16 protein-coding genes are annotated in these 13,081 nt (G+C 66.1%); 11 read left to right on the top strand and 5 right to left on the bottom strand.

Annotated elements, in window-relative coordinates:
* Window positions 1-918: NAD(P)H-dependent flavin oxidoreductase (locus ACR2JI_RS03310; protein ID WP_526387999.1), on the top strand; the 918-nt coding region annotated here is incomplete at its 5' end.
* A 33-nt stretch (window positions 919-951) separates the two neighbouring features.
* Here the strand turns inward: ACR2JI_RS03310 and ACR2JI_RS03305 are convergent.
* Entirely contained in the window at window positions 952-1,398 is a 447-nt protein-coding gene (locus ACR2JI_RS03305) for a hypothetical protein (RefSeq protein WP_526387997.1), read from the bottom strand.
* A 152-nt stretch (window positions 1,399-1,550) separates the two neighbouring features.
* Here ACR2JI_RS03305 and ACR2JI_RS03300 point away from each other — a divergent pair, with 152 nt between their 5' ends.
* From ACR2JI_RS03300 to ACR2JI_RS03290, 3 genes are all read left to right on the top strand, one after another.
* Entirely contained in the window at window positions 1,551-2,054 is a 504-nt protein-coding gene (locus tag ACR2JI_RS03300; protein WP_526387995.1) for a hypothetical protein, read from the top strand.
* A gap of 75 nt (window positions 2,055-2,129) precedes the next feature.
* Window positions 2,130-3,374: a cytochrome P450 gene (locus tag ACR2JI_RS03295; protein WP_526387993.1), complete on the top strand. Its 1,245-nt coding sequence runs from the start codon at window positions 2,130-2,132 to the stop codon at window positions 3,372-3,374.
* A gap of 26 nt (window positions 3,375-3,400) precedes the next feature.
* Window positions 3,401-3,943 (top strand): YceI family protein, encoded by a 543-nt coding sequence (locus tag ACR2JI_RS03290; protein ID WP_526387991.1) that lies wholly within the window; start codon window positions 3,401-3,403, stop codon window positions 3,941-3,943.
* A gap of 3 nt (window positions 3,944-3,946) precedes the next feature.
* Here the strand turns inward: ACR2JI_RS03290 and ACR2JI_RS03285 are convergent, their stop codons facing one another.
* A complete protein-coding gene (locus tag ACR2JI_RS03285; protein WP_526387989.1) occupies window positions 3,947-4,702 on the bottom strand; it encodes a L,D-transpeptidase in 756 nt (251 codons plus the stop codon).
* A 120-nt stretch (window positions 4,703-4,822) separates the two neighbouring features.
* On the opposite strand from ACR2JI_RS03285, the gene ACR2JI_RS03280 reads away from it, so the two are divergent.
* Window positions 4,823-5,176: a carboxymuconolactone decarboxylase family protein gene (locus ACR2JI_RS03280; RefSeq protein ID WP_526387987.1), complete on the top strand. Its 354-nt coding sequence runs from the start codon at window positions 4,823-4,825 to the stop codon at window positions 5,174-5,176.
* 23 nt (window positions 5,177-5,199) lie between these two features.
* Here the strand turns inward: ACR2JI_RS03280 and fdxA are convergent, their stop codons facing one another.
* Together fdxA and ACR2JI_RS03270 are read right to left on the bottom strand one after the other, a co-directional pair.
* Window positions 5,200-5,544 carry a ferredoxin gene (gene fdxA / locus ACR2JI_RS03275; protein WP_526387985.1) on the bottom strand — a complete coding sequence of 115 codons (345 nt, stop codon included), beginning with the start codon at window positions 5,542-5,544 and terminating at the stop codon, window positions 5,200-5,202.
* Window positions 5,545-5,631: 87 nt separating this feature from the next.
* Window positions 5,632-6,243 carry a lipoprotein LppJ family protein gene (locus ACR2JI_RS03270; RefSeq protein ID WP_526387983.1) on the bottom strand — a complete coding sequence of 204 codons (612 nt, stop codon included), beginning with the start codon at window positions 6,241-6,243 and terminating at the stop codon, window positions 5,632-5,634.
* A 114-nt stretch (window positions 6,244-6,357) separates the two neighbouring features.
* Here ACR2JI_RS03270 and ACR2JI_RS03265 point away from each other — a divergent pair, with 114 nt between their 5' ends.
* Both ACR2JI_RS03265 and ACR2JI_RS03260 read left to right on the top strand, forming a co-directional pair.
* Complete coding sequence (locus ACR2JI_RS03265) at window positions 6,358-7,446, top strand: S1C family serine protease (protein ID WP_526387981.1); 1,089 nt, start codon at window positions 6,358-6,360, stop codon at window positions 7,444-7,446.
* 5 nt (window positions 7,447-7,451) lie between these two features.
* Window positions 7,452-8,024, top strand: a complete 573-nt coding sequence (locus ACR2JI_RS03260) for a chorismate mutase (protein ID WP_526388001.1) — start codon at window positions 7,452-7,454, stop codon at window positions 8,022-8,024.
* Here the strand turns inward: ACR2JI_RS03260 and ACR2JI_RS03255 are convergent.
* Complete coding sequence (locus ACR2JI_RS03255; protein WP_526387979.1) at window positions 8,009-8,413, bottom strand: SRPBCC family protein; 405 nt, start codon at window positions 8,411-8,413, stop codon at window positions 8,009-8,011. The two genes, ACR2JI_RS03260 and ACR2JI_RS03255, sit on opposite strands and share 16 nt — an antisense overlap.
* 33 nt (window positions 8,414-8,446) lie before the next feature.
* On the opposite strand from ACR2JI_RS03255, the gene ACR2JI_RS03250 reads away from it, so the two are divergent.
* The 4 genes from ACR2JI_RS03250 to ACR2JI_RS03235 form a co-directional block, all read left to right on the top strand.
* Window positions 8,447-8,905 (top strand): SRPBCC family protein, encoded by a 459-nt coding sequence (locus tag ACR2JI_RS03250; RefSeq protein ID WP_526387977.1) that lies wholly within the window; start codon window positions 8,447-8,449, stop codon window positions 8,903-8,905.
* A 48-nt stretch (window positions 8,906-8,953) separates the two neighbouring features.
* On the top strand, window positions 8,954-10,228 hold the full coding sequence (locus tag ACR2JI_RS03245; RefSeq protein WP_526387974.1) for a cytochrome P450: 1,275 nt from the start codon (window positions 8,954-8,956) through the stop codon (window positions 10,226-10,228).
* A 20-nt stretch (window positions 10,229-10,248) separates the two neighbouring features.
* Window positions 10,249-11,553, top strand: coding sequence for a cytochrome P450 (locus ACR2JI_RS03240; RefSeq protein ID WP_526387972.1), 1,305 nt, complete (start codon window positions 10,249-10,251; stop codon window positions 11,551-11,553).
* Between the two features lie 50 nt (window positions 11,554-11,603).
* Window positions 11,604-13,081 (top strand): N-acyl-D-amino-acid deacylase family protein (locus ACR2JI_RS03235; protein ID WP_526387970.1); only part of this gene is annotated, 1,478 nt, incomplete at its 3' end.

Here is a 13,081-nt window from a genome sequence, read left to right as displayed (position 1 = left end):
TACGAGGGGATGAACACCGATATGGCCGGCGATGAGCTCGCCGAAATGCTCAAGAAGATGGTCCCCCAGCAACACCTGGATTTCGCCAAGAAGATCCTGGCCGATCACGGCGTGCCGACTGCCGGCGCTGACGCGGATGCGCTGAAACTGCTCGGCTGGACCGAGGCGACTGCCACCCCACAGGTCGAGGTCGCCCTGCGCCACCCCAAGGTCACCCTGATCGCCAATGCCCTGGGCACTCCGCCGGTTGAGATGATCAAGCACATTCACGCATCGGGCCGCAAGGTCGCCGCACTGTGCGGGTCGCCTGCGCAGGCCATCAAGCATGCCGAGGCCGATGTCGACATCATCATCGCTCAGGGCGGCGAGGGGGGCGGCCACTGCGGCGACGTCGGGTCGATCGTGCTGTGGCCGCAGGCGGTCAAGGCCGTCGCGCCACGTCCGGTTCTCGCCGCCGGCGGTATCGGCAGCGGCGAGCAGATCGCGGCCGCGCTGGCGCTGGGCTGCCAGGGCGCCTGGTCGGGCTCGCAGTGGCTGATGGTCGAAGAGGCCCACAACACGCCGGTCCAGCAGGCCGCGTACATCAAGGCGGGCAGCCGCGACACCGTCCGGAGCCGGTCCTTCACCGGCAAGCCGTGCCGGATGTTGCGCAACGAGTGGACCGAGGCCTGGGAGACCGCCGGTAACCCCGAGCCGTTGGGGATGCCGTTGCAGTACATGGTGTCCGGGATGGCCGTTGCAGCCACCAACAAGTACCCGAATGAAACTGTCGACGTGGCGTTCAACCCGGTGGGCCAGGTGGTCGGTCAGTTCACCAAGGTCGAGAGGACTGCGGCAGTGATCGAGCGCTGGGTGCAGGAATACCTGGAGGCCACCGGCCGGCTCGAGCAGATCAACGAGGCTGCGGCCTCCGTCTGAGAAACCTCCGTCTGAGAAACCTCCGTCTGATGATCAGGGGGTCTGCGGCGGGGTGACGTAGCGGCCATTGGCCCCGTCACCGGACCGGAACACTCCGGTCTGCCAACCCTGCGCACCCATGCAGACCATCGGCAGGCCGTCCGGAGACTGCGCGGCAGCTTGGGAGCCCGGGCAGGGGGCGCCGACGGTCTGAACTCCGTACAGTTTCGGCGAGATCACCCAGAAGCCGGTGTAGGCCGGGGACGGTGAATCCCAGCCGAGGTAGCCCTGGTTAGGAATCCAGTGGCAGGCCAGCACCTCGCCACCGGGTCCGCGGCCGAAGATGTACCGATCCCACTGGAAGCACGGCGCAGCAAGCGCGGCCTCGTAGTTGATTCCCGGCACGTCGCCGTTGTAGGGCCCGGCGTCCGCCACTGCGGACGGCGCGAGGACAAGTGCGCCGGCGGTCGCGGCGGCTGCGATGACGAGTGCGCGGAACATGTCCCACCTTTGCCTGGTTGCGGTGCTGCTGGGGGGCAGCCTAACCGTTCGGGCACCCCCGCCTCGGCCGAACCCGGCTAATTCCGGTTTATCCGGCTGGCGGAGCGGCGCGGCAGCGATCGGATGGGCCGCGGGGGTGGTTCGCTTATGCAATGCGTGCTCGCGTCATTTCCGCAGCATTCGGCTCGGTCGCACTGGGTGTGCTGGTCGGCGCCGCTGTCGCCGGGCAGGCCCACTCGGCGCCCACCGCCCCGCCCACCGACGAGCACGGGTTCGTCGACTCCTCGGCCCGCTGCTCGGCCAGCCAGACACTGATGGCCTACGGCCGTACGGCACGCGCCCTCGTGGTCATCTGCGTCGATCCGGACGGCGGGCTGCAATACCGCGGGGTCCGGCTCAGCGACGGCGCCACCCTGCAGATGGCCGCCGGGCGAGGATCGGATGGCTCGATCGTCGCGACCAACGACTCGGTGACGTACTCGATATCGCCGGCCGCATTCCTGATCTCCGAGGGCGACACCGTCCTGTACCGCGACTCGTGGACGGACTTCCACACACCACGATTCTCCGGCGGTTCGGCCACCCCCACGACATCCGCGATCACAACTGTGCCCACGGTCAGCACCACCACCGTGACGATGCCTCCGGCCCGCTGATTTTCCCAACCCGCGACACCGGACAGCCGGTGGGTGTAGTCATGAATCAACCGCGCCAACCAGGAGGTGCCGCCGATGGCGTCCCCGAAACTACCGCCGGGGTTCGATTTCACCGACCCCGATCTCAACGCCGAGCGTTTGCCCGTCGAAGAACTCGCCGAGCTGAGACGTTGCGCTCCCATCTGGTGGAACGAGCAGCCTTACGGGGTCGGCGGATTCGACGACGGCGGCTACTGGGTGGTCACCAAACACAAGGACGTCAAAGAGATTTCGCGACGCAGTGACGTCTTCTCCAGCATGGAGAAGACCGCGCTACCGAGGTACAAGGAAGGCACGGTCAGCGAACAGATCGAGCGCGGAAAATTCGTGCTGCTCAACATGGACGCCCCACACCACACTCACCTGCGCAAGATCGTCTCCAGAGCCTTCACCCCGAGATCCATCGAACTGCTCCGCGCCGAACTCGCGACGCGGGCCGCCGGCATCGTCGAGGCCGCGGCCGAGCATGGCTCCGGCGACTTCGTCGAACAGGTCGCCGCGGAACTGCCACTACAGGCGATCGCCGGACTGATGGGAGTTCCCCAGGATGAGCGCAAGAAGCTCTTCGACTGGTCCAATCAGATGGTCGGCGACCTCGATCCGGAGTTCGCCGGTAATGACGCGATCGGGGCATCCGTCGAACTGATCATGTACGGAATGGCGATGGCCGCCGATCGGGCAGCCAACCCGCGCGATGATCTGGTCACCAAACTCGTCCAGGCAGACGTCGAGGGTCACAAGCTCTCTGACGACGAGTTCGGCTTCTTCGTCATCCTGCTCGCGGTGGCCGGCAACGAGACCACCCGCAACTCGATCACCCACGGGATGATGGCCTTCACAGAGTTTCCCGACCAGTGGGAGCTCTATAAGAAGCAACGGCCTGCCACCGCGGTCGATGAGATCGTCCGGTGGGCGACGCCGGTGACCTCATTCCAGCGCACCGCGCTCTGCGACTACGACCTGAGCGGGGTGACGATCAAGAAGGGCCAGCGGGTGGTGATGGTCTACCGCTCGGCGAACTTCGACGAAGACGTGTTCACCGACCCGTTCGCCTTCAACATCCTGCGTGACCCCAATCCGCATGTCGGCTTCGGTGGCACCGGCGCGCACTACTGCATCGGCGCCAACCTGGCACGCATGACGATCGACCTCATCTTCGGCGCCATCGCCGACCACATGCCCGACCTGACGCCGCTGAGCAGCCCGCAACGCCTCAGATCCGGCTGGCTCAACGGAATCAAGCACTGGGACGTCGACTACACAGGTGCCAGCAAACGCTAAGTGGCCCACGGCGATACGATGGATCCATGGGCAAAGCCTGGACACTGGATGGGTCTTCCGGCGAGCTTCTCATCCTGACCGGAGTGGCGGGTCCGGCCGCGAAGACTGGCCACCGGCTGACCATCGCAATGCGGTCATGGCAGGCGACGGTCGACTGGCGCGGCAAAGAGCCCGCGGGCGCCGCGTTGAGCGTTGCGGTCGATTCCCTCGAGGTGATCAAGGGCGAGGGCGGGCTCACCCCACTCGGCGGACCGGAAAAAGGTATCGCCCGCTCCAACGCGCTGAAATCCCTTGACGCCAAGAAGTTTCCGAAGATTCGCTTCACCGCCACCGAAATCACCAAGACCGCTGACGGCTACCGATTGACCGGAGCCGTTGAGATACATGGCACGTCGCGCCCACAGTCGGTGGATCTGACCGTGCAGGACCAAGGCGAGGACTGGGTGATGTCCGCCGAGATCACCATCACCCAAAGCGATTTCGGAGTGAAGCCGTACTCGCTGTTGATGGGTGCGGTCAGGGTGGCTGACCCGGTGACGATCAGTTTCACCGCCAGCCATCCGAAATAACAGCTATCCGTTGACGATCACCGGGTCGCCGATACCCACCTGGTTGAAATACCAGGCCGCATTGTCAGGGCCCAGGTTGATGCAGCCGTGGCTGATGTTGGAGTAACCCTGGGATCCGACCGACCATGGTGCCGAGTGGATGTACACGCCACCCCAGGTGATGCGCACGGCGTCGTTGACGGTGAGCTTGTAGCCGTCCGGGTCATTGAGCGGAATGCCGATCGTCCGGGAGTCCATCACCACCGTTTTCTCCTTGGCGAGCACGGTGAAGGATCCGATCGGGGTGGCGAACTTCGGCTTGCCCATCGAGGCCGGCATCTGGCGGATGATCTGTCCGTCGATGCTCACGGTGAAGGTATGGGCGGAGATGCTCGCAACGCCGAGCACGGTGGAGCCGGTCTCGAAACTTCGGGGCACTCCCCCTGCCAGCAGGGTGATCTCGGAATGGGGGGCCCAGAAGTGGTCCGGAACCCACTGGACGACATCGCTGCGCAGCCACTCGAATCGACCGGTCGGCGCCCCCGGCGAGGTGATCCGGATGGAGTCCTGGGCCGCGGTGCGGTCGCGGACCGGATTGGTGAACGTCACGATGATCGGGTGGGCGACCCCGACGGTCTGGCCATTGAACGGTTGGACCGATGACACCGTCGCTGCGGCCAGTGCGGGCGCCACTGCGGCCAGGCTGGTCGGCGCCGCAGCCGTTGCGGCCAGCACGGCGATCCCGGCTGCGGCTAATGCCCGGCGAAACGCTATGGCCATCTGGTCCCTGTCCTCACGAAGTCAATTCAGCAAACCGACAGTGTAGATGTTCCCCGAAATCCGGCAGTGCAGTCTGTACCCACCGGCGCGTCCCAGCGAAATGGCTCTAGAGTCGAAGCCATGAGCGACCAGAACCACAATCACGCGATCCTCGACACCCTGCGTCCCCAGCATCGGGCGCTGCGGCAGGCGATCCCCGACGTCTACAAGGCGTTCAACGACCTGGGGTCTGCGGCGATGGCCGGCGGCGAACTCACCACGGCCGTCAAGGAGCTCATGGCGATGACCATCGGCGTGGTGCACGGATGCGACGGATGCATCGCCTCGCACGCCCGCGGCGCAGCCAAGGCGGGAGCGTCGAAGCAGCAGGCCGCAGAGGCGATCGGCGTGGCGATCATGATGCACGGCGGGCCGGCCACCATCTATGGAGCCCGCGCATACGAGGCGTTCTGCGAGTTCGCCGACGAGAGCTGATAGCTGATGCTCCGCGGCTGCGCCTAGCCCGCGTTACGCGGCAAAGCGGCGACCAGCGCGGTATCCACGCCCACCGGACCGAGGGCGGCTGAGCCACCCGGCGCACCCAGCGGTGCGTCGCGGCCGGACAGCACCTCGTTGAAGAAGGCGGAGTTGTCGGCAAGGAATTTTTGCTCCGACTCGGGCAGGTCATCCTCGTAGAAGATCGCGTCCACCTCGCACAGCAGCCGGCAGGCGCCGCAATCGACGCATTCCTCCGCGTTGATGTACATGGTCCGGTCGCCCTCGTAGATGCAGTCCATCGGGCATTCGGCTGCGCAGGCCTTGTGCTTGACGTCGACGCAGGCGCTGGTGATCACGTATGTCATGGCGCTGATTCTATCTGTGACGACGCGTAGCAGACACGGGACGAAGGTCGCCGCGCCGGGGACCAAAGTCCCTAATTTCTGCCCTGCTCAACGCTGTCGGACGGTCAGTTCCCGGGTGACGTCGAGAAATCCGGTGTCGTCGAAGCGGTGGTCAGCCACGTCGCGGCACTCCCCGTAGATCTGCAGCACCCCGCGGCCGGGGACATCGGGGTGGCGGTAGTACACCGCAGCGACTCCGTCCTTGCTGAGCGTCTTTCCGCCGGGGTGGTGTCCGGGCGGCACCCCCTCCCGCCAGCCGGATTTGGACAGGTTGCGGGCAATCTCCCGGAAGTAGGCGGGGGTCTCCCGGATCGTCGGCAGATCGAAGTTGAGGTAGAGCGACCCCTGATACACCGGGTCCTCATCCTCTTTGCAGGCCATCAGGATGTAACTGCCGGTGGCACCCTTGAACCGGCCCGCCGCCACGAACTGCCGCGCCGTGGCCACCACCTGGTCCTTGGCTTGAGCATCAGTCAGGGGGTGGGCCGGCCGCTCCACTGCCGCCCCGCGAAGATCCTCCGTCCGGTGCAGCTTGATGAACGTGGCACCGAGAATAAGGCTGACCATCAGGGTTCCCGCCATCAGCAGGAGAACCGGCCGGGACCGGAGAGTTGCCGCGAGAGTCGCCGCGAAAGGGGCCCGGGAAGTGGCACCGTCCATGCCACCTTCCTACACCTGCCCCAACACCTGCCCCTACACCTGCTGAGGCCCAGCAACGCTCCGGAGAACGCGGCATTATGGGGATTTCGCAGGTTTTCAGGCACAGTTGTAGGTATGCAAGCAACGTATCGACTCCGCGGCGGTGGCCCGAGCCGCCGCCTGCTGGGCCGGATCACGGGTGCGCTGACCGCGCTGCTGCTGCTGGCCGGGCTTCTCGCGGCCCCATCCACCGCCGCACCCCCGGCGCCGCGCGCACCGCTGGATCAGTCCGCACTGCTGAGCCAGGTGGTCCCCGGTCTGGTGGAAATCAACACCGACCTGACCTATCAGGGGGCGATCGGGGCCGGCACCGGGATCGTGCTCGATCCCGACGGCTTGGTCCTGACGAACAACCACGTCATCGAGGGCGCGACCGGGATCACCGCAACCAGCCTGGCCAACAGCCAGACGTACCCGGTCGACGTGATCGGTTTCGACCGCGACAACGACATCGCCCTGGTCCGGATGCGGGGTGCCACGGGGCTTCCGACCGCGATGATCGGCACCTCGTCATCAGTCATCGTCGGCGACCCGATAGCAGCGATCGGCAATGCCAACGGTTCCAACGGTGTGCCGAGTTACGCCCCGGGCACTGTGACGCAACTCGGTGCCTCGGTACGCGCCTCCGACGAGTCCGGCGGCGGCACCCGCGAGCTCTACGACCTGATCCGGGTGGCCGCCGACATCCGTCCGGGTTATTCCGGCGGCCCGCTGGTGAACAGCTCCGGTCAGGTGGTCGGCGTCACCGTCGCGGCCACCCTCACCTACCGGATGGGCGGGGTCACCGGCGGTGAAGGTTTCGCCATTCCGATCGACCGTGCCATGGGCATCGTCAATCAAATCCGCTCCGGCAACGGCTCCCGATCCATCCACCTCGGTGACAACGCGTTCATCGGCGTCGGCATCGCCGACCCGCCGTTCGGTCGCGGCCCGGGTGGAGCGGTTGTGCGACAGGTCATCCCGGATACCCCGGCCCGCGGAATCGGTCTGCTCAGCGGTGACCTGATCACCGCCGTCGACACCACGCCGATCGGCTCGGCAGCGGACCTGTCCACCGCCATGGACCAGCGCAGGCCCGGCGACACCATCGTGCTCAGCTGGATCGACCGGGCCGGCATCCCGCACAGCGCACCACTGGTACTGGCCAAGGGCCCGGTCGGTTGAGCGGTATCCGGCGCGCCCTGGGGACCGCCGCCCTACTGGCGACCCTGACCACGCCCGCAGTCGCGATCGCCGAACCCCAGCCCGCCGATTCCACGGCCGAACCGTTGCTCGCGCTGATCGACGCTGCGGCGCAGCGGCTGCAAACCGCCGATCCGGTCGCCGCCAGTAAGTGGCTGACCGGTGGCTCGATCACCGATCCGGCCCGGGTGCAGCAGGTGCTCGCCGCCGTCGCCGGCGCGGCTGAATCGGCCGGCGTACCCGCTGATTACGTGACCACGGCATTCACCGATCAGATCAACGCGACCGAGGCGATTCAGTACAGCCGGTTCTCATGGTGGAAATTCGACCCGTCGGCGGCACCGCTGGAAGCCCCGGACCTGTCGTCATCGCGGTCGGTGATCGACGATCTCAACGGGCGGATGGTCGCCGAGATGGCCCGACAGTGGGCGGTTCTGCGGTCCCCGGATTGCCCCGCCCGGTTGGCCGCCGCCAAGACCGGTGTCGGGGAGAGCCGGCAATTCGATCCGCTCTACCGGCAGGCCCTCGACGCGGCGACCCGCTCCTACTGCGGGGCCTGAGCCAGTTTCGCCAGCCGGTCCAGCCCCACCGCACAGACCGGCAGATAGGCAACCGCCCACCACGGCATATCGAAACGGACCCGGCACCCGCCGTCGACCGGTATGAGGTCGTGTCCGGTGGCCGTGACACCGGCCACAGTCCAGCACCACCGACGCTGCGGGTCGAACTCGGTGATGCGGAACGGCATTCGTACGCCCGCGGCCGTCCACACCGTCCCGCTCGCGCCCTCGCTCAGCCGGGTCTGACCGCTGTCCAACTCGGCCCTGCGTACCGACGGCCCCCAGGATGGCCAGTGCCGCACGTCGGTGAGCAGTCGCCAGACCTGCTCGGTGGGTGCAGCGACCAGCCGGTCGACACTCACCGCCCCGGAGCGTAGCGCCATACCCATGGGCCTGACGGTACGCCGACTAGGGTTGGCGTCATGGATGGTTCTGTGACAGTGCACATGGCGGCGCCGGCGGAGAAGATCTGGAACCTCATCGCCGACGTCCGCAACACCGGGAAGTTCTCCCCGGAGGTATTCGAGGCCGAGTGGCTCGACGGGGCAACCGGACCGGAACTCGGCGCGAAATTCCGCGGGCACGTCCGGCGCAACGAGGTCGGCCCGGTGTATTGGACGGTCTGCCGGGTGACCGCGTGCGTACCGGGCCGGGAGTTCGGTTTCGCCGTGCTCGGCCCGGGTGATCAGGCCGTCAACAACTGGCACTACCGGCTGACCCCCACAGGGGAGGGCACCGATGTCACCGAATCCTTCCGGCTCAACAACTCGCCGCTGATCAAAGTGTTCTGGATGTTCGCCGGTTACCTGCGCGGGAAGCGCAACGTGCGCGACATGCGGACCACCCTCGAGCGCATCAAGAAGGTCGTCGAGGAGCAGTGACCGCGGAAAGCGGACCGCGCCCTCATCGCTGACCTCTACTGTGGGGCTATGGGAATCTCGACACGCGTCAACGGCCAGGCACCACCGGATGTTCCGCTGTCCGATATCGACCTGGGCACACTGAGGTTCTGGGGGCTCGACGACTCCATCCGGGACGGAGCCTTCGCAACCCTGCGCCGCGAGGCGCCGATCAAGTTCTTCCGCGAGGTTGAGTTCGAAGGTTTCCAGGCGGGCGCCGGGCACTGGGCACTGATGAGCTACGACGACGTGCGCTTCGCCAGCCGTCATCCGGAGATCTTCAGTTCCTACCCGAACATCACCATCGGCGACCAAGCTCCCGAGGTTGCCGAGTACTTCGGATCGATGATCGCCCTCGATGATCCCCGCCATGCCCGGCTGCGCAATATCGTCAGCCGCGCCTTCACCCCGAGGGTGGTCGCCAAGATCGAGGAGTCCATCCGCGACCGGGCCAGTCGCCTGGTGTCGGATCTGATTGCGCGCAATCCCGACGGCAATGCCGAACTGGTCACCGAGCTGTCCGGGCCGCTGCCCCTGCAGGTGATCTGCGACATGATGGGTATTCCGGAGTCCGACCACGATCAGATCTTCCACTGGACCAACATCATCCTCGGCTTCGGCGACCCCGATCTGACAACGGATTTCGCGGAATTCATGAAGGTCGCCATCGACATCGGCGCCTACGCCACCGCGCTGGCCGAGGACCGCCGAGTGACCCCGCGCGACGACCTCACCACCGCTCTGGTCGCCGCCGAGGTCGACAACGAGCGGCTCACGTCTGCCGATATCGCATCGTTCTTCATCCTGCTGGCAGTAGCCGGAAACGAGACCACCCGTAATGCCATCAGTCACGGTGTGCTGGCATTGACCCGATATCCCGAGCAGCGCGAAATCTGGTGGAACGACTTCGCCACCGTCGCCCCGACCGCCGTTGAGGAGATCGTCCGGTGGGGCTCACCGGTGGTCTACATGCGCCGGACCGCGACCCGCGACGTCGAACTCAGCGGGGTCACGATCGCCCAGGGTGACAAGGTCACCATGTGGTACGCCTCGGCGAACCGGGACGAAACCAAGTTCGACAATCCGTGGATGTTCGACGTGACGCGTGACTCCAACCATGTCGGTTTCGGCGGCGGGGGTGTGCACTTCTGCCTCGGCGCCAACCTCGCTCGCCGGGAGATCTCCCTGCTGTTCGAGGAATTGCACAATCGGATCCCGGATATCGCGGTGACCGAAGAGCCGTCGATGCTGCTGTCGTCGTTCATCCACGGCATCAAGAGACTGCCCGTCAGTTGGACTACCTGAGCGAACCGAGGACGACGATGATGCGCGAACGCCTGCACTGGCTGGCGTTGCACGGTGTGGTCCGGATCGGCGCACGAGTCTCGGCCCGCCGCGGTGATCCGCAGGGCCGGCTCATCGCCGATCCTGCGATCCACGAGAACCCGATTCCGTTCTATGACGAGTTGCGCGCGCACGGGCCGCTGGTGCGGTCCCGGTTGAACTACCTCACCGTCGACCATGCCGTCGCACACGAACTCCTGCGATCCGAGGATTTCCGGGTCATCGTCCTGGGATCAAGTCTGCCGGGCCCGCTGCGCCGGCTCGAGGAACGCACCCGACCGCAGGTGTTGCATCCGCTTCGCCCGCCGTCGCTGCTGGCCGTCGAGCCCCCCGAGCACACTCGCTACCGCAAGACGGTGTCATCGGTCTTCACGGCCCGGGCGGTCGCCGCACTGCGCGACGGTGTCGAGAGCACCGCGGCGACACTGTTGGCAGGGCTGTCCGGGGGCGGCGGCGTTGTCGACATCGTCGACCGGTACTGCTCACAGCTCCCGGTGTCGATCATCAGCGAGATCCTCGGCGTACCCGAATCGGAGCGGGCCCGGATCCTGGAATTCGGCGAATTGGCAGCGCCCAGTTTGGATTTCGGCCTGACCTGGCCGGAGTACCAACAGGTACAGAGCGGGCTGGAGGGGTTCAGCGATTGGCTTACCGCCCATCTCGCGTCGCTGCGCGCCAATCCAGGCGACAACCTTTTGAGCCAGCTGATCGACGCGGCCGACAGCGGTGTGCGTCTCAGCGAAGCCGAGTTGCAGGGTGTGGCGGGACTGGTGCTTGCCGCGGGCTTCGAGACCACGGTCAATCTGCTGGGGAACGGAATCCGGCTCCTGCTGGGCGCCCCGGACCAACTCGCCGCCGTGACCGAGGACCCTTCGCTGTGGCCGGGTGCGGTCGAGGAAATCCTGCGGCTGGACTCCCCCGTGCAACTCACCGCGAGAATCGCACTCACCGATACCGACGTGGCCGGGACGCTTGTCCGGGCCGGCGAGGTCGTGGTGATCTGTCTGGCAGCGGCCAACCGCGACCCTGCGGTCTTCCCCGATCCGCACCGGATGGACATCCGCCGGCCTAACGCCGGCAGGCATCTGGCCTTCTCCGGCGGACGCCACTTCTGCCTCGGGGCCGCGCTGGCCCGGATGGAGGGCGAAGTGGGGCTGCGCAGCTTCTTCGAACGCTTCCCCGACGCGCAGTTGGCCGGCGCGGGCCGGCGCCGGGACACCCGGGTCCTGCGCGGTTGGTCGCAGCTACCGGTCCGGCTGGGCTCGGCCGTCGCGATCAGCCGCTAACCGAGCTGACCCATGTTGACACCCGTTTACCTGGGCTGTTCTATTGCCCTGTGAGCTACGACACGATCATCCGGAACGGCCGGTGGTTCGACGGAACGGGTGCGCCATCGGCTGTCCGCAATATCGGCATCACGCAAGGCCGGATCGTGGCGGTGACACCGCACCAGCTCGACGAGACCGGCTGCCCGCAGGTGGTAGATGCGGCCGGCAAGTGGGTGCTGCCCGGGATGGTCGACATCCACACCCACTACGACGTGGAAGTGCTCGGCGGGCCGGGGTTGCCGGAATCGGTACGACACGGGGTCACGACGGTGCTGGTCGGTTCCTGCTCACTGTCAACGGTGCACATCGGCGGCGAGGACGCCGGTAACCTCTTCGGCCGGGTGGAGGCGATTCCCCGCGAGCATGTCATCAGCGCCATCGACGAAGCCAAGACCTGGAACACCGCGCAGGAGTACATCTCCGCACTGGAATCCCGGCCCCTGGGTCCCAATATCGCCTCCTTCATCGGACACTCGGATATCCGCACCGCCACCATGGGGCTGGACCGGGCAACCCGCGGTGACAGCAGACCCACCTCCGGTGAGCAGGCTCAGATGGAGCGCATGCTCACCGAGGCGCTCGATGCCGGCTTCCTCGGAATGAGTTCACAGCAACTGCTTTTCGACAAGATCGATGGTGAGACCTGCCGGTCGCGCACGTTGCCGTCGACCTATGCCAAGCCACGAGAACTACGCCGGCTCACGGCGCAGTTGAGAAAACGCGGGCGCATCCTTCAGTCCGGACCTGACATCACCAATCCGCTCAACCTGGTGTCGCAGGTCGCGCAATCGCTTCCGGTACTGCGCGACAAACTCAAGACCAGCCTGCTGTCGGCCGCCGACATCAAGGCCAATCCGTTAGCGATCGACGCACTGGGTCCGGTGGCCAGATTCGTCAATCGATTCGGCGCAGACTTCCGCTGGCAGCACCTGCCGGTTCCATTCGAGGTCTATGCCGACGGTATCGACCTGGTGGTGTTCGAGGAATTCGGTTCCGGCGCAGCGGCTCTGCACCTGCGCGATGAGATCGAACGCAACACCCTGCTCAGCGATGAGGACTACCGCCGGAGATTCCGCAAGGAATACGACAGCAGGTTCGGGGTCAGAGTCTGGCATCGCGACTTCTTCGACGCCGAGATCGTCGGTTGCCCGGACGAGTCGGTGATCGGTAAGTCGTTCGGCCAGGTAGGGCTTGACCGTGGCGGCCTACATCCCGTCGATGCCTTCCTGGATCTGGTCATCGAACATGGGGCCAAGCTGCGCTGGCGCACCACGATCTCCAATCACCGGCCCGAGGTGCTGCGAAAACTCGCCGCCGACAGCGGCATTCAGATGGGCTTCTCGGACGCCGGAGCACACCTGCGCAACATGGCGTTCTACAACATGGGCCTACGCCTGCTGCGTCACGTGCACGACGCGGCCCGGGCCGGGCGGCCGTTCATGACCGTCGAGCAGGCCGTCCACCGACTCACCGGTGAGCTCGCCGA

The sequence above is a fragment of the Mycobacterium sp. genome (assembly GCF_051006775.1).
Classification (GTDB): domain Bacteria; phylum Actinomycetota; class Actinomycetes; order Mycobacteriales; family Mycobacteriaceae; genus Mycobacterium.
This window is presented reverse-complemented; position numbering and strand designations above follow the sequence as displayed.

What these genes read in the sequence shown, in the direction of transcription:
- ACR2JI_RS03305 (WP_526387997.1), bottom strand. Translation starts at nt 1,398, where the DNA reads ATGTTCCGCGCACTCGTCATCGCAGCCGCCGCGACCGCCGGCGCACTT.
- ACR2JI_RS03300 (WP_526387995.1), top strand. Translation starts at nt 1,551, where the DNA reads ATGCGTGCTCGCGTCATTTCCGCAGCATTCGGCTCGGTCGCACTGGGT.
- ACR2JI_RS03295 (WP_526387993.1), top strand. Translation starts at nt 2,130, where the DNA reads ATGGCGTCCCCGAAACTACCGCCGGGGTTCGATTTCACCGACCCCGAT.
- ACR2JI_RS03290 (WP_526387991.1), top strand. Translation starts at nt 3,401, where the DNA reads ATGGGCAAAGCCTGGACACTGGATGGGTCTTCCGGCGAGCTTCTCATC.
- ACR2JI_RS03285 (WP_526387989.1), bottom strand. Translation starts at nt 4,702, where the DNA reads ATGGCCATAGCGTTTCGCCGGGCATTAGCCGCAGCCGGGATCGCCGTG.
- ACR2JI_RS03280 (WP_526387987.1), top strand. Translation starts at nt 4,823, where the DNA reads ATGAGCGACCAGAACCACAATCACGCGATCCTCGACACCCTGCGTCCC.
- fdxA (WP_526387985.1), bottom strand. Translation starts at nt 5,544, where the DNA reads ATGACATACGTGATCACCAGCGCCTGCGTCGACGTCAAGCACAAGGCC.
- ACR2JI_RS03270 (WP_526387983.1), bottom strand. Translation starts at nt 6,243, where the DNA reads ATGGACGGTGCCACTTCCCGGGCCCCTTTCGCGGCGACTCTCGCGGCA.
- ACR2JI_RS03265 (WP_526387981.1), top strand. Translation starts at nt 6,358, where the DNA reads ATGCAAGCAACGTATCGACTCCGCGGCGGTGGCCCGAGCCGCCGCCTG.
- ACR2JI_RS03255 (WP_526387979.1), bottom strand. Translation starts at nt 8,413, where the DNA reads ATGGGTATGGCGCTACGCTCCGGGGCGGTGAGTGTCGACCGGCTGGTC.
- ACR2JI_RS03250 (WP_526387977.1), top strand. Translation starts at nt 8,447, where the DNA reads ATGGATGGTTCTGTGACAGTGCACATGGCGGCGCCGGCGGAGAAGATC.
- ACR2JI_RS03245 (WP_526387974.1), top strand. Translation starts at nt 8,954, where the DNA reads ATGGGAATCTCGACACGCGTCAACGGCCAGGCACCACCGGATGTTCCG.
- ACR2JI_RS03240 (WP_526387972.1), top strand. Translation starts at nt 10,249, where the DNA reads ATGCGCGAACGCCTGCACTGGCTGGCGTTGCACGGTGTGGTCCGGATC.